Below are 16,310 nucleotides of genomic sequence, written 5' to 3'. Positions count from 1 at the left end.
TCGATCCTACGGAGATAGCAACTCTTCCCGAATGGTATCCAGAGTGCTCATTGCCGACTCAAACCCGTTGAGCAGGTCGCTCTGGGCAAAGCGCGCCTCCAGGTCGGCACGGGACATTTTTTGGGGGGTGGGCAACTGGGTCATATCGGGTTTGAGCACCAGTTCTTCCCCCGCCGCTAAGATGACGGGATCCCCTCCCTCAGCTGGGTAAATTTCTACTTCCCCCGCCCAACTGAAAATTCGGGATCCCGTTTCCATCTGTTCGATAAAGACCGTCGAGCTCCGGATAGCCGCAGTGGCTAGGGGGGTTTGAATGCGGCGCCGGGATCCCGGCGTACCCGGATCGGCCCAGGCGATGATCTGGCCCTGTTGCAAGTTCAAATCGCCATCCGTAATCTCCAAAAGGGCATCTCCCCCCAGGCGAAACATGACCCCATCGTGGAGCCGCACCTGAGCTTTGCCAGGACGTTGGGTACGCAGATAGCCTCCTGTTTGCACCTGAGTGCCCACCGTGGCGGCAGCTTCGGGGACAGGGGGTTGCGCCCAAAACACCGGCGCTTCTGGAATTTCGATTACCTGCGCACGGGTCAGGGGCTGGGCCTGTAGAGGAATACCCCCCAACCCAAGCATCCCTAGGCCTAAAGCCAATCCTAGTAACATTGTATTCATGGGTTGGTGATCTAACCTTGTGACAGTGCTTTGACAAACGGGTCGGGATCCCGGCGGGTGTTCCCTTCTCTTGCTCCCTTCTCCTTCTAAAGTACGACCTGCTCCAGCGGTTGGATTGGCTTTTTCTGCCCTCGGATCCCCTCAAACACGGTAAGCTCAAACCACTGTGATGGGGGGCACAAACACAGTGGAGATTCGGGAGCAACGCATCCAAGTAGGGGAGCTGGACTGGTTCTTTCGCTCGGTGGATCCTAACCGGGGCAACGATCGTGCTGCGCAGGGAGCGGAGCGTCATCCACCGCCGGTACTGCTGCTACACGGGCTAGTCTCTCAAAGCTACGGCTGGTTGCCCCTTTTGAAAGCCTTGGGAGAACAGGGGTTTCGCGCCTTGGCCCCCGATTGGATTGGCTCAGGGTTTTCCGCCAAACCGGAACGCTGGCAGTTCGACTACCGCCCGCAAACCTTACAGAAGGCCCTAGCAGAGTGGATAGAAGCTCAAGCCCTAGAGCGCTTCTCGTTGGTGGTACAGGGCTTTCTCGGCTCCGTCGGGCTACAGTACGCCCTAAAAAACCCAGAGCGGATCGAACGTCTGATTATTCTCAATACCCCAATTGGCCAGGGGGCCAAGTTACCCTGGTCGATTCGGGCCTTCGGGATCCCGTTAGTGGGGGATATGCTCACCCAGGATCCGCTGTTGGTGGATCGCACCCTGGAAACCGGCGGCATTTACCAGGTGAAAGACAAAGATCTGGACGTGTATCGGCGCCCTTTTTTAACCACTTCCGCCAGTGGACGCGCCCTCTTGGCAACGGTGCAAAACCTCAGTCTGCCGCAGGTGATGCGGGAGTTGGAGGCGGGATTCTCAGCCTGGGAACGCCCCACCTTGATCGCTTGGGGAATGCAGGATCGCTGGTTGCCGTTCGAGCTGGTCACGGCCTTGTGCCAACGGATCCCGAAAGCGCAGGTGGTAAAGCTAGAGCAAGTGGGCCATTACCCGCAGCACGACTGGCCAGAAAAGGTGCAGGAGGCGGTACTTCCGTTTTTGCGTAAGCTGATTGTTTAAGGGATCCCCTCGACATAAAACTCGTTATAAAACTCGTTAGGATAGAGCAGCCATTTCAGCAATCTAGCAGTAACTCAGGGGTGAGCATGGCAGAGCTAGTGCGGGTGGATCCCCGCCGTCACACGCTTGCGTTTGGGGGAACGGAAGTCAGCTTGTCTGGGCCATTTGCAGAGCTGATCCTGAAAGCCTTGCTCAGCATGTTGCCTGCCGAGAAGATAGAAATGATGCGCCCCACCACCACCCGCGCCTACACCCTGACGCAGATCCCCCAGGCTGACTACGAACAACTGGTGGCCACGATTGCACAGATTAACCAAGATCTCGGCCACGAGGTTTTGCGCACGAATTTCCGTGCCCGCGGGGAAGGAGAACCCCTACAAGCCAAGATCCTACTGGGGGAAAAAACCGGGGTGAAAGGGGTAGAGCTAGCGCTGAGCAAGGCCAATCCTGAGTAGCTTGTGTCCATACAAATTCTCGTGATCAGCGGCGTCTCCGGTTCTGGGAAAACCACCGTTGGATCCCTGTTGGCACAGGATTTGGACTGGGTCTTCGTCGATGCCGATGACTTTCATACACCGGAAAACATTGAAAAAATGCGGCAAGGGATCCCTTTAACCGATGCCGATCGGCAAAGCTGGTTACTCCATTTGGGAGACCTGATCCAAACCCAAATCCAGGAAAATCGCCCGACAGTGTTGGCCTGTTCCGCCTTGAAGGAGCACTACCGCCAGCTTCTACGAAGAGGGGTGAGCCACAAGGATCCAGAAACGATGGGCTGGGTCTATCTATACGGCAGCCCCGAGCAAATCGAGGCCCGTTTGCGGCAGCGGCAGCACCCTTTTATGAACCCCAGCCTCTTGGCTAGCCAGTTGGCCGCCCTAGAAGCCCCTCAAGATCCAGCCACTCTACAATTGGAGATCAGCGCCACCCCCCAAGCCTTGGCCCAGCATATCCGGCAGCATTACCGCCTCTAGGAGGATAGAGGAGTCATGAACATCCGATGGCGACGGCTTGACACCCCAACAGCACTCTGCCACTGTGCCACCTGCGGGCAACGCTTTCAGGGGAAGAAACGAGTTCCCCATCTGTTGAGCGATGCCCAGTTGGATGTTGGCCCACTCTGCCCTCAGTGTTTTGCCGGATCCCCTGCTCAGTTGCGGGAACGCATGCGGCGCTACGCCTATTTGATCCATTTGAACCGGTTGCGCCATCCGGGATCCCAAGACCACGCCCGCCATCTGGAACAGTTGGCCCGTGAGCGCTCCATTCGGTATCCGGGTCTATTCGGTTGGCTGCGACACTGGCACAAGACCTAAGCACAAAACAGACTGGACACCGCAAAGATGCAGGAGAATCAAATCAAGGTGGGATCCCTAGGTGGGGATCCCCATGTTCACATCTGTTGTCATGAGGAAAGCCGATGAATCTGGACAGCCTGCCAGAACCCGTAGCCGATGCCCTGATCAAAAGCCTGCTCACCGACGTGGAACATTTGATCAACCAGCATGGCCTATCGGAAATCCTGGTGGGGTTAGCCATGTATTGCAATGTGCAGTCCAAGGCCAAGTTCGACAAACCCAATCGCACCGAAAAGGATGAGGAGCTGGGGTTTTATTTTCGGGATGCTGCCAAAGCCCTAGAAGTGGCTGCTAGCCTCACCTACCGCACCATGGATCGATCCCCATCCGGGGGTAGCTGACGGGCGGGATCCGGAGGCCAAGTTTTGCTTCGGGGTGGCAGAGGCTTGGCTTCGGTTCGTATGCTGGTGGGCGAAAAGTACCGATCGAGGCTAAGCGTGAGGATCGTCTGGGAGCGCAGCATTTACGGCGGCAATGGCCGAGTGCCTTGCATTATTTGTGGCGGCTGGGCCAACCCTGTCCAGAAGCAGGGGCATCAAGTCTTATTGGCGGTGGTCTACAACGATCGCGGCCAAATCTACGGGGAAGCCTGCCGTAGCTGTGTCAACTTGGGGGCCAAAGGAATCAAGGAATGTTTACAGGAACGAATTGCCCGCCTGCGTAACCAACTGCAAGATCTGCAAGAACTAGAACGGGGGGAGGTGCAACTACCCAGCCTAGAACAGGAATTAAGTGCCTATCTGGAGTAGCGGGGATCCCGATGGCGACAGCGGGACGGAGTCCTTACTTAAACTTAACGGTCTTTGCCAGCGGCGGCCAGTTCCAGCACCAGCTTGGAGCGTCTTAATCCTTCCGGAATCGGGATCGGATAGTTGCCCGTAAAGCAGGCGGAACAAAAAGAACTGGGATCTTTACCGGTAGCAGCCAGCATGCCTTCCCAACTCAAATAAGCCAAAGAATCTACACCAATCTTTTGAGCAATTTCTTCTAGGGAATGGTTGGCGGCAATTAACTGATCTTGAGTATCCGTATCGATACCGTAGAAGCAAGGATGGGTGACCGGCGGGCTAGAAATGCGCATATGCACCTCGGTTGCACCCGCCTGACGCAAAGCCTTGACGATTTTCTGGCTGGTGGTACCCCGCACAATCGAGTCATCCACGATCACCACACGCTTACCCTGCAACACATCGTCTAACGGGTTGAGTTTCATGCGGATGCCCCGCTCCCGCATCGATTGAGTGGGTTGAATGAAGGTGCGCCCCACATACCGATTTTTGATCAACCCTTCGGTGTAAGGGATCCCCAGTTGACGGGAAAAACCAATCGCCGCCGGAGTACCGGAATCGGGAACCGACATCACCCAGTCCACCTGTGCAGGAGCTTCTTTGGCCAGTTGTTCCCCTAGGCGCACCCGATAGGAATAGAGGCTTTCCTCCTGCATCCAGCTATCGGGGCGAGCAAAGTAGATCATCTCAAAAATGCAAAGTTTGGGAGTCGCTTCCGCCCAGCGTTGTGCTTGCAGCCCCTGTCGGGTGATCCACACCAGTTCCCCCGGCTCCACCTGCCGCAGATAGTCAGCCCCGATAATATCCAGAGCACAGGTTTCGGAGGCCAGAACGTAGTGCAGCGGCTCCGCTTCTGGGTGGCTGAGGGTGCCATCGCTACAAATGATTTCTCGTTGCAACAGGTCGTCGAGGGCGGGGTTATTGCTCAACAGACCCAACACCAACGGACGCACCCCATGGGGATCCCGTGCCCCGATCAACCCTTCCGGGGTACCGATCACCAGGCTGAAGGCACCCCGGCATCGCTGCAAAGCTTGGCGGGTAGCCCCAATCCAGTCTTGCCCTTGGTTAACGGCCTGGGCAATGGCCTGGGCAATACATTCAGAGTCGGTGCTGCTGACCAAATGCCGATCGCCAGCCTCCAGTTCTTGCCGTAGTTGCTCGGCATTCACCAAGTTGCCATTGTGGGCCAAAGCCAACGGCCCCAAACGGGTCTCGACGATCACCGGCTGAGCATTGGCCACGCGACTGGATCCGGTGGTGGAATAGCGGGTATGGCCGACCACCAACTCCCCCGTCAACTGGGCTAGATTCAATTCATCGAACACCTGGGAAACCAAGCCCATCGCCTTGTGAACCCGGCAAAATTCCCCTTCAAAAGTAGCGATCCCAGCCGATTCCTGGCCACGATGCTGCAGAGCGAACAAACCAAAATAAGCCAGCTTGGCCACATTTTCCCCTGGGGCTAGGGTGCCAAACACCCCACAAGCTTCTTTCGGCCCTTCCTTAGCATTCCAAAGTTCAGCGGGCTGCCCTTGCGCTCTCCCATGGGGAGATAGTTCTGCTCCTGCCCTTGCTGCCATGGATCCCCTCGTTGGTGCGGCGACTAACAGTCTAACTTGGCCCGAACTTGGCACGTCAGGAGTGGAGCCGAAGACCTACCTGAATGGGATCCCTAAACAACCAAAACGACAACAGAGATACTCTTGGGCCACCCCAAAAGGAGCCCTTACCGGAAAAGGAATAGATCAGGCAAGGCAAATACCACCGGTGGTGTTTGCAAAAAACTGGTGCTCTATCTATAGTGTTAGCAGCCAATCAAATCGGCCTGCTTGTCCTTTCCACAAAGCAGGAAATTTTCTATTTGAATCTATTTGAGCTAAATCGAGCCCAAATCCGCAGCGCAATAGAACCCCCAAACTGTGAGGAGCCAGAGCTTATGAAACTCCAGCCTTTGCAACTCTGCCCGCGTAAAGCGTTGGCCATCTCTTTGATTAAAGTCAGTGTAGCCGCTCTCGCGCCGTTGTCACTCTTAGCCTGCCAAGAAGATGCCCGTGAACAACCCACAGTCACCATCACACCCATACCAGCCGTGGCTCCAACACCCACACCGATCCTGACTCCCAACCCTCTACCGACCCCAATGCCCTCGCTAGCACCCACGCCGTCCCCTACATTCAGCCCCTCTCCTTCCCCCAGTCCCTCCCCCACCACAACCGGCTCGGCAGAGGCGCCCTCGATTGCCCTCGTTGCCCTGACGGATGCTCGACAGACGGTGCCCTTTAATGTACTCGTAGCAGTTACGACTCCTGCCGGTTTGGGCACAGGGATCAGCTTCCGGGTCGAGGTGAGACAACCCCCCCTCACCCTGACGTTCGATTTCACCGCAGCTACCGTCGGGTGTGAGGCCAATAGTAAAACCTGCATCGGCACCATTCCTATCACCATTCCCACCTCCGTTCCGACGGGAGTCTACGAAGTCACGGCTATGGTGGCCGATACCCAGGGCAAAATTGCTTCTGCCAAAGCCCCCCTGATGGTGTTGCCAGCCCCGAGTGCTTCTCCTTCGCCAACACCGACCAGCACCGGCACCCCTAATCCCTTTCCTTCGGTGTCGCCTTCTCCGAGTCCGAGCCCCAGTCCTACAGTCAGTCCTTCTCCGACAGCTAGCCCGACGGCCACCCCAACCCCCTAAGCGAGTTCTTCTCGCCTGTCTAGAGTGTTGGTAACAGCAATATTGGCACGCCCCAAATCTACCCCCAACACCCTTAAAGTAGCCCTGTTTGATTCTGCTCGTCAGACAGGACTCGTCAGACAGGCAAAGAATCCCCGCCCGCGGATGGGAAAGTTAATTAGCGACGACCCAGGATCAGCGTCCCCACTTCATCCACCTGTCCCTGCCAACCCGCTTCGATCACCGCCGTGGCTTCCGGCAATTCCACAATCGCTGGCCCCTGCAGTTGAAACCCTACCCCCATGCGCAGCCGAGCGTAGACAGGCACCGTCTGGAAGGTTCTCTCAAACCAAGCCAGCCGTTGGCCCCGGAGTGGACTAAGTCCCGCTGGCTCGGATGGATCGCCTGGCAAAGGGTTGGGGGCAACCAAGGGCACCTTGGGCAGAGCTTGCACGGCACGCAAACGCAACTGGATCACCTCCACCTGTTGAGCCGGATCTTGCCAGCCATAGCGCTGTTGGTGGATGGCATGAAATTGCTGCTCAATGTGCTCGATCGGATCCGACAGCTGCACCGGGATCCCCAACTCAAAGGATTGTCCGCGATAACGCAAGTCCAGACTGAAGTGCAGCGCTGGCTGCTGAAAATCCACTTGGGCCTGAAGAATCAGGGGGGCCGCCCAGTGGGAGAGGTGGGATCCCTCTGCGCCGAGCTGCCGGAGTGGTTGCAGTATCGCCCGCCGATAGTCGCGCCGCAGATCTGCCAAGGCCATCCCCAGGGCCGAGAGCACCCCACAGGCCGCCGGGATCAAGATCCTGCCAATACCCAGTTCTTCTGCCAGGGCACAGGCATGCATCGGCCCCGCCCCGCCAAAGGCCAACAGGGAAAAATCCACCGGATCCAGGCCCCGCTCTACGCTGATCACCCGCAAAGCCCGCACCATTTGTCCATTGGCCAAGGTACGAATGCCTACCGCCACCTCTTGCACACTCAACCCCAAGGGATCCGCCACGGTGCGAAGGGCCTGTTCTGCCAAATCCCGCCGCAGCTGCACCGACTCCCCCAAGCACCCCCGATCCGGCAAATAGCCCAACCAGAGATTGGCATCTGTGACGGTCGGGGCTGTTCCTCCCCGCCCGTAGCAGGCCGGCCCCGGGTGGGATCCGGCACTTTCGGGCCCCACCTGCAGCCCCCCGCCAGGGAGCAACTGGGCCAGGGATCCACCCCCCGCACTGACGGTATGCAGGTCAATTTGCGGCTGTTGTACGGGCAACCCACATACCACCGCCGCAGGGCTCACCTGCGGGATCCCCTTCTGGATCAGGGCCACATCCGTGCTGGTTCCCCCCATATCGAAGCTGAGCAAATCCGCATAGCCGCTCAGCTGGCCCAGATAAGCCCCACCATACACTCCACCGGCTGGCCCCGAGAGCAACGCCACCGAAGCATGGGCCGCCGCCTGCGCAATCGAGGTGACCCCGCCGGAAGACTGCATAATCAGCGGCTGCGGGATCCCTCTCTTCTCACATCCCTGCGCCAACTGGTGCAGATAACCCGCCAGAGCGGGGCTGAGGTAGGCATCGATAGCAGTGGTACTCAACCGTTCGTATTCCCGGAACTCCGGTGCCACCTCACAGGACAAAGAAATGTGCAGGTTTGGGAAGGTTTTTCTCAGGGCTGCTCCCAGCCGCTGCTCATGCTCCGGGTAGAGGAAAGAAAACAAAAACCCCACCCCAATGGATTGGATCCCATCCCGTTCTATCCGCTCCGCCACAACCTGGAGCACCCGCTCGATCTCTGCATCCGTCAGCGCCTCCAAAACCCCGGCAACGCTACAACGCTCCTTCACTTCCAGGCAATGGTGACGGAGTACCACTGGCTCTGGCTTCGGCTGCGTCAGATCGTAAAGCGAGGGGCGGTTTTGTCGGGCAATGGCCAAGATATCCCGGAAACCTTCCGTGGTTAAAAATAGCGTCGGGGATCCCTTGCGCTCCAGGAGGGCGTTGGTGGCCACCGTCATACCATGGCAAAACAGATCGATGTCAACCGGGCCCATTTTTTCTAGGGCCGTAAACACCCCCCATTCCGGACTAGGAGTAGACAGCACCTTCGCCGTCCGAATTTGCCCATCCCGCAACAGCACCAAGTCTGTAAAGGTACCCCCCACATCGATCCCCAAACGAACCCAACTTTGTCCGGGATCCCGTTGCTCAGCTACGGAGGAATTATCAGGATTTTCAGAGGAAGGAAATGCCAATTCCACCACGTCCGGCCACCCCAAATGCTCTAGCTCCCAAATGCTCTAGCTCATGGTCAGGCCACTGTTATAGGCGGCGTTTGCGCACTTGTTTTGTCTCTGGGTGCTCCTCCAGAGCTTGCGATTCCAAAAGCTGACGGAACTCCGGCTGATCTAGGCGATAATCCCGCTGCTCGATCAAATCCCGATCGGTGGAGTAAATGGTATCGGACTCTCGCACCACCTCTTGACGGCTGAAGTGACGGGCAAAATCGAGCTTACGCTGCAGCGCTTCAGTGGGATTCTTCCACTTCTCCTGCCACAACTGCCGGATGCGATTGCGCCGCTCCACCTGCTGATTGCGGACCTGCAAGGTAAACCAACGGATCGTGGGCACTGCCAAAAAGAGAGTGCCGTAGAGAAACAGAAACCCGATCAACGGATAAATAAACGCCAGAAAGGTGTTGCTCCCAGCGGCAGCAGCCACCTCGCCTCGAGCGCCGTAGAGAATGGCTGCCAGGAAGAAATTGAGAACCCCCAAGCCACCCGCCAGAGTCAGTTGGCCTGATGTGGCACGGCTAAAGACCCAGCGTTGTTCTGATAAAACCCCTGGGATCTGGTTAGATTGACGGTCTGCCGCCACCACCTGCAACTCAGGGAAACGATAAACAATATCCCCCTCGTCGCTCACCTCCGGTTGACCATCAAACTTGACCAAAATCGGCAGCATGTAGTCTTCGTATTCCAGCGCAGCGGATCCCGGCTCCACATCCAGATAGGGCAACACCTGCTCCGCTGCAATCACTCCGCCGTTGGCCCGAATCACTTGGCCAATCAGGGCATAGCGTTTTTCTTCCAAATCGGCATTGGGATCCCCATCCCCAAACAAAAAGCTATAAACCGCCTCTAGAAAATTCAGCTCCGATTTTTCCTGAGGCTGCTGGCTAGGACGCGCCTGTCCTGAATAGCCCCTGTAGCCGTAGTAGGGGTAGGGCCGCCAAAAGGGGTTGCCAATCCAAAGATTGGGAAAGTAGTAAAAACCCAGCCCGCCCCGAGAGCGATTCCGGTTGTTGTTGCCCTCCCCACGGCTAGCCGCCATCTGCAGCGCGATCAACGCCAGGATGATCAAGACAATCGACACCACCAACATGATGCCGAAGGAAACCCGTAACCCGTAGAGAAAGCCCCCCCAGAGTTTGCGGCGCAGGGCAGCAGCCCGATCCTGTTGTTCTTTACGGCTGAGAATGCTGCGAAACCCCCGTGGGAAAACGTAAGCAATCTCCCCCTGGTCGGAAACTTGTAAATGCCCTTCTGCCTTTTGGGCTAGATTGAGCAGCTCTTGCTTGGCATCGTGTAAAGCCAAGCCCGTACTAGAGGCGATATCTCCCAGAGTGACCCGTAGGCCCAGCTGTTCCACCGCATCCATCACCAATGTTTGTGCTGTTTGTGCAGCCACTCTTGACCTCCGCTTGTAGCCCAAATTCGCCAAGGATCCCAATTTCGACACTCGATACAGGATCGGCTCGGACAGAGCTAAACCTATCGTCTATTCCCAGTATCACTCCTGAACTTAGCAGTGACGAGGGCAATTATCCGTCCCTAGTCGGGGGATCCCTATGAGGGTGAGATTGCCGGCTGAGATTGCTAGGATCAGAGCCAGTTCGATGCCTTGAGATAACCCGAGACAAAAGGTAGGCCAGCCATGACTTCTCTTGCTCATGAGGTTTCTGAGGATCCCTCAACCCGTTTGGATCCCGAGGGGGCAGGCATTGTCACGGTGCGACCGGCAGCAGAAACCCTAACCCTGCAAAAGTTGCCCTACTTTGTGGGAATCTCTCAAGCCACGGCGGGTGCCAAGGGCATTTCCATGAACCGGGTGGTGATCCCGCCCGGCGGTACGGCAGAACCCCATTTTCACCGCGACTACGAGACAGCCATTTATCTGCTCAAAGGTCGGGTGGAAACTCGTTATGGCCCTGGATTGCGACAATCGGTGATTAACGAAGCGGGAGATTTTATTTTTATTCCGCCTGGAGTGCCCCACCAACCCTTCAATTTGGATCCCGATGAGCCAGCCTACGCACTGGTGGCTCGCAACGATCCCAATGAGCAAGAGAATGTGGTGCTTTACAACCCAACCCCTGAAGAAAGTTAAAGATCTACATTCAAATTCAATCTATATTCACCGGCTATTCAGAATTATCTAGGAATTATCTAGAATTATCTAACAGAACTATACCTGTGCCGGTTGGATTGACCATGTTCCTGCCCCGTTAGGATTTCCAGAGCACTGAGAGCTTCCCCTTCCAGTGCCAGAAGAGGGATCCCTTTTGGCGAGAAACTTCTTAAGAATTCTTAAGGAATAATTAAATCCATAAAAATACGGATGGGTTAGCCTTCCCGTGTTACTCGCGAGGCAAGGGAGCCGGGGATAGTTGGATCTGTATCGGCAGAAAAGTATTCTAAGATACGATTCGCTCTTGACTAAATGGGTTTGATAATACGAGCTTCGGCCAATAGTGATAAACGCCACTTCCGTTGCCTGCCGTATGGAACCTTGCGCCTTTCGACTTTATGGGGTGAGTTGACTCGGCGGCAAATCTTGTAGCGCTGCCAGATGTCCAGAATTAGGACTAGGCCGAACTGCCCAGAACGATGACAATCCTTGAAAATTTGAACCCGCTTCATCTCGGAGACTAAAATATGGCTCATTCTCTTAATCGTCGCCAGCTCATCAAAATGGGTGCCCTAGCTGGAGCTGGGGTAGCTCTAGGGCCGCATCTTTGGGTCAAGCGTTCTCTACCTGCCTATGCTCAAGGGGAAACCATCAAAGTCGGGATCCTGCACTCCCTCAGCGGCACCATGGCAATTTCGGAAACTAGTGTGGTAGATGCGGAGCGGCTAGCCATTAAAGAGATCAACGCCGCCGGCGGGGTGCTGGGGAAACAAATTGAGGCGATTGTGGAGGATGGGGCCTCTGATTGGCCCACCTTTGCCGAAAAAGCGACTAAGTTGATCGACTCTGACCAGGTGGCCACGGTGTTCGGGTGCTGGACTTCCGCCAGCCGGAAAGCCGTGTTGCCGGTGTTTGAATCCAAGCAGCATCAGCTTTGGTATCCGGTGCAGTATGAAGGGCAGGAATGCTCTAAAAACATTTTCTACACTGGCGCTGCTCCCAACCAGCAGATCGAGCCTTCGGTAGAATGGCTGCTCAATAACAAAGGCAAAGAGTTCTTCCTCGTGGGATCCGACTATGTGTTCCCCCGCACTGCCAACACCATCATCAAAGCGCAACTGGAAGCTCTGGGCGGCACCGTGGTGGGAGAAGACTACCTCCCCCTGGGCAACACGGAAGTAACCCCGATTATCAGCAAGATTCGGGCCGCCCTCCCCAATGGTGGAGTCATTTACAACAGCTTGAACGGCGACAGCAACGTGGCCTTCTTCACCCAGTTGCAAGGGGCGGGCCTGGGGCCAGATCGGTATCCTTCCATGTCCGTCAGCATTGCTGAAGAAGAAGTGCAGGCCATCGGCCCCGAATTTCTGGAAGGGCACTACGCCGCCTGGAACTACTTCATGACGGTGGATACCCCGGCTAACAAAAAGTTTGTGGATGCCTTCCGGGCAGAATACGGCCAAAACCGCGTCACCAACGATCCGATGGAAGCCGCTTACATCATGGTTTACCTCTGGAAGCAAGCGGTGGAGAAAGCCGGAACCGTGGAGATCGATGCGGTGCGGCAAGCTGCCTACGGCCAGACCTTCGATGCCCCAGAAGGATTGGTAACCATGAACACCAACCACCACCTGACCAAGTATGTGCGGATCGGGGAGGTGCGTTCCGACGGCTTGTTTGAGGTAATCTCGGCTACGGATGCAGTGGATCCGGTGCCTTGGAACCAGTTTGTGGCGGAAACCAAGGGCTACGCCTGTGACTGGTCAGATCCGGCCAAGGGTGGTCGCTATCGGGTGTAATCTTAGCAGATGGATGTCGGGATCCCTTGGTCAGGTCTGGAGCCAGGGGGGATCCCGCCTTAGTGTTCTGAGAAGGTGTTTAGCTTTCTTACCATAAGGCTTCCTGAGATTCATTCGGATGAGGATCCCCAGCTTATGACCCTGCTCTTCGACAGTCTGTTTAATGGCATCAGTATCGGCACTGTGCTGCTGATTGCGGCTTTGGGTCTGGCGATTGTCTTCGGCCTCATGGGGGTAATCAACATGGCCCATGGGGAGCTGATGATGTTGGGGGCCTACACCACCTTTCTGGTGCAAAATGGCTTCCGACAACTGGGGGATCCCTGGCGGGAGTTCTACATTTTTCCAGCCTTGATCGCGGCTTTTTTGGTGACAGCTTTGGTGGGGTGGGGACTAGAACGGGGGGTGATCCGCTTCTTGTACGGTCGTCCGCTGGAAACCCTACTGGCCACTTGGGGGGTGAGCCTGATGTTGCAGCAGTTTGTGCGCAGCGTCAATTGGGTACTGGCTTTGCGGCTGGGAGTGTTTGGTTTGCTGTTCTTTGGGGGCTGGTGGTTGCTGGCCAAACGGGTGGATTGGCCGCGAATCAAAGGCTGGGTACTCACCCTGTTGCTGGTGCTTTCCACGGCGATTGTAACTGTGGGCGGGCGGGTGCTGGCGCAAACCTATGCCCTGGCGGTTACCCAACCCTGGTTTGGGGCTCAGAACAAAGACGTGACCGCTCCCCGTTGGCTGCGGGGTGGGATCCCGGTGGGCAATCTCTTTCTGCCCAATACTCGCCTATTCATCATTAGCCTCACTATTCTCTGCATCATCGGTCTGTACATTTTTCTGCAGCGCACCCGCTGGGGACTGCGGATCCGGGCGGTCACCCAAAATCGGGCCATGAGCGCCTGCGTCGGGATCCCGACCCGAACTGTAGATGCCCTCACCTTTGCCATCGGCTCCGGCTTGGCAGGGGTGGCGGGGGTAGCGGTTAGCTTGCTGGGATCTGTAGGGCCCAATACCGGCCAAAACTACATCGTGGATACCTTTATGGTGGTGGTGGTGGGAGGAGTGGGCAAGCTTTTGGGCAGCATTGTTGCCGCCTTGGGGATTGGCATTGCCAACTTTTTGATCGGTTCCGGCACCTTGGCCTTGATCTTTCCAGGAGTGCCCATTTTGACCGATACCCTCAACTTTTTTGCCACCACCAGCATGGCCAAGGTGATGGTCTTTGCCCTAATCGTGGCCTTTTTGCAGGTGCGCCCCCGCGGTCTTTTCCCAGAGAAGGGCCGAACGGTGGATGCCTAGGATGAGGTAGAAGTATTGCGAGGGATCCCATGGCAGAAACCTTGGAATCAGCCCAGTCTACTAGTCTCTACGACCAGGATTTCTACCTTTGGATCCTGAACACGGTGGAACATCTCAAAAATCGGGATTTCGATCACCTGGATCTGGAGAATCTGATTGACGAGGTAGAGAGCTTGGGCCGCTCTGAAAAGCGAGAGATCCTCAATCGGGCAGAAATTCTTCTACAACACCTGCTCAAACGGTGCTATCTGCCTCAACCCGAAAACTACCGCAGTTGGGAATTAACTATCCGTGAGCAACGGCGGCAAATGCAGCGTAACCTCAAAGATTCTCCCAGTTTGAATCGTCTGCTTCTGGAAAGCCTGCCGGAACTCTTGCAGGAGGCTCGGGAGACTGTTCAATTCGAATACCCTGACCAAAGGATCCCTGAACAGTTGCCTATAGATCTGACTCTGCAAACGGTATTGAGCGAATCTTTTTGGTCAGATCTTCCATCCTCTACCCCTTCGAGCCTATGAAAGTGCTTCACCCCTCTGATTCTGAAGTGATGGTGATCCCCGCCCAAGAACGGGATTTCTCTCCACGCCAGAAGCTCTTCCTGGAAGCGGCGATCTTGATCGGGGTGGTACTGGCCCTGATTTTTCTGGCCCCGGCCATGTTGTCCAGTTTCCGTCTCAACTTGTTGGGCCGCTTTCTGGCTCTCAGCATTGTCGCTTTAGGGATCGACCTCATCTGGGGCTATACGGGCATGCTCAGCCTAGGGCATGGGGTGTTTTTCGCCTTGGGGGGTTATGCCCTAGGCATGCACCTGAATTTGCAGCTGCCCGATGGCCGGATCCCGGAGTTTTTTAGCTTATACGGGGTGACAGAATTGCCCTGGTTTTGGCGGCCCTTTTATTCTTTTCCCTTTACGGCTATTGCCATTTTTGTGATTCCGGCTTTAGTGGCGGCAGCTCTGGGATATTTGGTGGTCAGGAATCGGATCCGGGGAGTTTATTTTTCCATCCTGACGCAGGCCACAACAATCATTTTCTTTAATTTCTTCAATGGGCAGCAAAGGCTGATCAACGGCACCAATGGACTGACAGACTTTAGAACTTTGTTTGGAATTAGTGTTAACTCTTCTGAGATGCGCTTTGCAGTCTACGTGACAACCATTTTGTTTGTGGCCTTAGCCTATTTACTCTGCCGTTGGCTCACCAGTGGCCTGTTTGGACGGATCCTGGTGGCGATTCGGGATGATGAACCGCGGGTGCGCTTTTCGGGTTATAACCCAACCGGATTTAAGGTGTTGGTCTTCGCCGTGTCTGCGGGTTTGGCAGGAATTGCCGGAGCTCTATTTACGTTGCAGACTGGGATCATTTCCCCCAATGCCATGTCCATTCCTTTTTCTATTGAGATGGTAATTTGGGTAGCGGTGGGGGGCCGGGCTAGCTTGGTAGGTGCGGTAATCGGAGCGGTGTTGGTCAATTTCGCCAAGAGCCTTCTGAGTGAGAGTTTCCCGGAAATTTGGCTCTTCTTCCAGGGGGGCTTATTCCTACTGGTGGTGCTGGTGCTGCCGGATGGGCTGGTGGGTTGGGTGCGCACCCAGGGCAAACAACTGTGGGTCACCTTCCAACTTTGGCGTAGGCGCTTAGCCAATACCTTCCCAGCTTAAATGGACAGTTTAAGGTAGAAGGGATCCGAGTTATGGGGCCGATAACGATGGCAACCACCCTCACCGCACCTTCTTCTCTGGAGGACTTCCTGAAGTTGCCGGAGGAGAAACCAGCACTGGAGTTTTTCGATGGGCAAATTTATCAGAAACCCATGCCTAAGCGCCAGCATAGTATTCTTCAGTTTGAGATTGCCTCTGGGATCCATCAGTTAACCAAGCCAGAAAAGATTGCTTATGCTTTTCCCGAACTCCGCTGTCCATTTGCAGGGCGTTCGATTGTATCAGATGTAGTTATTTTAACTTGGGAACATATTGATTTCAATAGTGCTGGAGAAGTAACGGATGATGTGTTAGTCCCACCGGGTTGGATAATTGAGATTCTCTCTCCTGACCAGAACTCTGGCTTGGTGATTCGCAAGATCTTGTTTTCTTTAGAGCAAGGAGGACAGTTGGTCTGGCGGATCGATCCGCCGGATCGATCAGTGGTGGCCTTTTATCCGGATCGGTTGCCCAAAAGTCTACAGGGATCCGACCCATTACCAGTGTTACAAGGGATCCCTTAGTCAACCACTGTCGCTGACTTATTGAGTTCGTTGA

General features: G+C 55.7%; 17 protein-coding genes. 13 read left to right on the top strand and 4 right to left on the bottom strand.

The genetic code is table 11. From position 1 onward, the window contains the following. Positions 1–6: 6 nt before the first annotated feature. Positions 7–669 (bottom strand): FecR domain-containing protein, encoded by a 663-nt coding sequence (locus L1047_RS01875; RefSeq protein WP_235276981.1) that lies wholly within the window; start codon positions 667–669, stop codon positions 7–9. A gap of 169 nt (positions 670–838) precedes the next feature. Between L1047_RS01875 and L1047_RS01870 the strand changes: the two genes are divergently transcribed. From L1047_RS01870 to L1047_RS01845, 6 genes are all read left to right on the top strand, one after another. Beyond that, positions 839–1,732, top strand: coding sequence for an alpha/beta fold hydrolase (locus tag L1047_RS01870; RefSeq protein WP_235276979.1), 894 nt, complete (start codon positions 839–841; stop codon positions 1,730–1,732). 86 nt (positions 1,733–1,818) lie between these two features. Further along, a complete protein-coding gene (locus L1047_RS01865) occupies positions 1,819–2,187 on the top strand; it encodes a hypothetical protein (protein ID WP_235276977.1) in 369 nt (122 codons plus the stop codon). A 3-nt stretch (positions 2,188–2,190) separates the two neighbouring features. After that, on the top strand, positions 2,191–2,706 hold the full coding sequence (locus L1047_RS01860) for a gluconokinase (RefSeq protein WP_235276975.1): 516 nt from the start codon (positions 2,191–2,193) through the stop codon (positions 2,704–2,706). Positions 2,707–2,721: 15 nt separating this feature from the next. After that, positions 2,722–3,048: a hypothetical protein gene (locus L1047_RS01855; RefSeq protein ID WP_235276973.1), complete on the top strand. Its 327-nt coding sequence runs from the start codon at positions 2,722–2,724 to the stop codon at positions 3,046–3,048. A gap of 104 nt (positions 3,049–3,152) precedes the next feature. Beyond that, a complete protein-coding gene (locus L1047_RS01850) occupies positions 3,153–3,431 on the top strand; it encodes a hypothetical protein (protein ID WP_235276971.1) in 279 nt (92 codons plus the stop codon). 96 nt (positions 3,432–3,527) lie between these two features. Further along, the gene (locus L1047_RS01845) at positions 3,528–3,839 is read left to right on the top strand and encodes a hypothetical protein (protein WP_235276969.1); all 312 of its coding nucleotides are present in this window, start codon (positions 3,528–3,530) and stop codon (positions 3,837–3,839) included. Between the two features lie 44 nt (positions 3,840–3,883). Here the strand turns inward: L1047_RS01845 and purF are convergent, their stop codons facing one another. Then, a complete protein-coding gene (gene purF / locus L1047_RS01840; protein ID WP_235276968.1) occupies positions 3,884–5,461 on the bottom strand; it encodes an amidophosphoribosyltransferase in 1,578 nt (525 codons plus the stop codon). A gap of 356 nt (positions 5,462–5,817) precedes the next feature. On the opposite strand from purF, the gene L1047_RS01835 reads away from it, so the two are divergent. Next, the gene (locus L1047_RS01835; protein WP_235276967.1) at positions 5,818–6,573 is read left to right on the top strand and encodes a hypothetical protein; all 756 of its coding nucleotides are present in this window, start codon (positions 5,818–5,820) and stop codon (positions 6,571–6,573) included. A gap of 157 nt (positions 6,574–6,730) precedes the next feature. Here L1047_RS01835 and L1047_RS01830 read toward each other — a convergent pair whose 3' ends face one another. Both L1047_RS01830 and L1047_RS01825 read right to left on the bottom strand, forming a co-directional pair. Next, a complete protein-coding gene (locus L1047_RS01830) occupies positions 6,731–8,833 on the bottom strand; it encodes a hydantoinase/oxoprolinase family protein (protein ID WP_235276966.1) in 2,103 nt (700 codons plus the stop codon). A 43-nt stretch (positions 8,834–8,876) separates the two neighbouring features. Beyond that, the gene (locus L1047_RS01825) at positions 8,877–10,244 is read right to left on the bottom strand and encodes a hypothetical protein (protein WP_235276965.1); all 1,368 of its coding nucleotides are present in this window, start codon (positions 10,242–10,244) and stop codon (positions 8,877–8,879) included. Positions 10,245–10,490: 246 nt separating this feature from the next. Between L1047_RS01825 and L1047_RS01820 the strand changes: the two genes are divergently transcribed. From L1047_RS01820 to L1047_RS01795, 6 genes are all read left to right on the top strand, one after another. Continuing rightward, positions 10,491–10,943, top strand: coding sequence for a cupin domain-containing protein (locus L1047_RS01820; protein ID WP_235276964.1), 453 nt, complete (start codon positions 10,491–10,493; stop codon positions 10,941–10,943). A 548-nt stretch (positions 10,944–11,491) separates the two neighbouring features. Next, positions 11,492–12,763 carry an urea ABC transporter substrate-binding protein gene (gene urtA, locus L1047_RS01815; protein WP_235276963.1) on the top strand — a complete coding sequence of 424 codons (1,272 nt, stop codon included), beginning with the start codon at positions 11,492–11,494 and terminating at the stop codon, positions 12,761–12,763. Positions 12,764–12,898: 135 nt separating this feature from the next. Then, on the top strand, positions 12,899–14,056 hold the full coding sequence (locus L1047_RS01810) for an ABC transporter permease (RefSeq protein WP_235276962.1): 1,158 nt from the start codon (positions 12,899–12,901) through the stop codon (positions 14,054–14,056). A gap of 29 nt (positions 14,057–14,085) precedes the next feature. After that, positions 14,086–14,574, top strand: a complete 489-nt coding sequence (locus tag L1047_RS01805; RefSeq protein ID WP_235276961.1) for a DUF29 domain-containing protein — start codon at positions 14,086–14,088, stop codon at positions 14,572–14,574. Between the two features lie 29 nt (positions 14,575–14,603). Continuing rightward, positions 14,604–15,713, top strand: coding sequence for an urea ABC transporter permease subunit UrtC (urtC, locus tag L1047_RS01800; RefSeq protein ID WP_235278832.1), 1,110 nt, complete (start codon positions 14,604–14,606; stop codon positions 15,711–15,713). A gap of 32 nt (positions 15,714–15,745) precedes the next feature. After that, positions 15,746–16,276, top strand: coding sequence for a Uma2 family endonuclease (locus tag L1047_RS01795; protein WP_235276960.1), 531 nt, complete (start codon positions 15,746–15,748; stop codon positions 16,274–16,276). Positions 16,277–16,310: the final 34 nt, after the last annotated feature.

The organism is Synechococcus sp. Nb3U1 (genome assembly GCF_021533835.1).
GTDB lineage: Bacteria > Cyanobacteriota > Cyanobacteriia > Thermostichales > Thermostichaceae > Thermostichus.
This window is presented reverse-complemented; position numbering and strand designations above follow the sequence as displayed.

What these genes read in the sequence shown, in the direction of transcription:
- L1047_RS01875 (WP_235276981.1), bottom strand. Translation starts at nt 669, where the DNA reads ATGAATACAATGTTACTAGGATTGGCTTTAGGCCTAGGGATGCTTGGG.
- L1047_RS01870 (WP_235276979.1), top strand. Translation starts at nt 839, where the DNA reads ATGGGGGGCACAAACACAGTGGAGATTCGGGAGCAACGCATCCAAGTA.
- L1047_RS01865 (WP_235276977.1), top strand. Translation starts at nt 1,819, where the DNA reads ATGGCAGAGCTAGTGCGGGTGGATCCCCGCCGTCACACGCTTGCGTTT.
- L1047_RS01855 (WP_235276973.1), top strand. Translation starts at nt 2,722, where the DNA reads ATGAACATCCGATGGCGACGGCTTGACACCCCAACAGCACTCTGCCAC.
- L1047_RS01850 (WP_235276971.1), top strand. Translation starts at nt 3,153, where the DNA reads ATGAATCTGGACAGCCTGCCAGAACCCGTAGCCGATGCCCTGATCAAA.
- purF (WP_235276968.1), bottom strand. Translation starts at nt 5,461, where the DNA reads ATGGCAGCAAGGGCAGGAGCAGAACTATCTCCCCATGGGAGAGCGCAA.
- L1047_RS01835 (WP_235276967.1), top strand. Translation starts at nt 5,818, where the DNA reads ATGAAACTCCAGCCTTTGCAACTCTGCCCGCGTAAAGCGTTGGCCATC.
- L1047_RS01820 (WP_235276964.1), top strand. Translation starts at nt 10,491, where the DNA reads ATGACTTCTCTTGCTCATGAGGTTTCTGAGGATCCCTCAACCCGTTTG.
- urtA (WP_235276963.1), top strand. Translation starts at nt 11,492, where the DNA reads ATGGCTCATTCTCTTAATCGTCGCCAGCTCATCAAAATGGGTGCCCTA.
- L1047_RS01810 (WP_235276962.1), top strand. Translation starts at nt 12,899, where the DNA reads ATGACCCTGCTCTTCGACAGTCTGTTTAATGGCATCAGTATCGGCACT.
- L1047_RS01805 (WP_235276961.1), top strand. Translation starts at nt 14,086, where the DNA reads ATGGCAGAAACCTTGGAATCAGCCCAGTCTACTAGTCTCTACGACCAG.
- urtC (WP_235278832.1), top strand. Translation starts at nt 14,604, where the DNA reads ATGGTGATCCCCGCCCAAGAACGGGATTTCTCTCCACGCCAGAAGCTC.
- L1047_RS01795 (WP_235276960.1), top strand. Translation starts at nt 15,746, where the DNA reads ATGGGGCCGATAACGATGGCAACCACCCTCACCGCACCTTCTTCTCTG.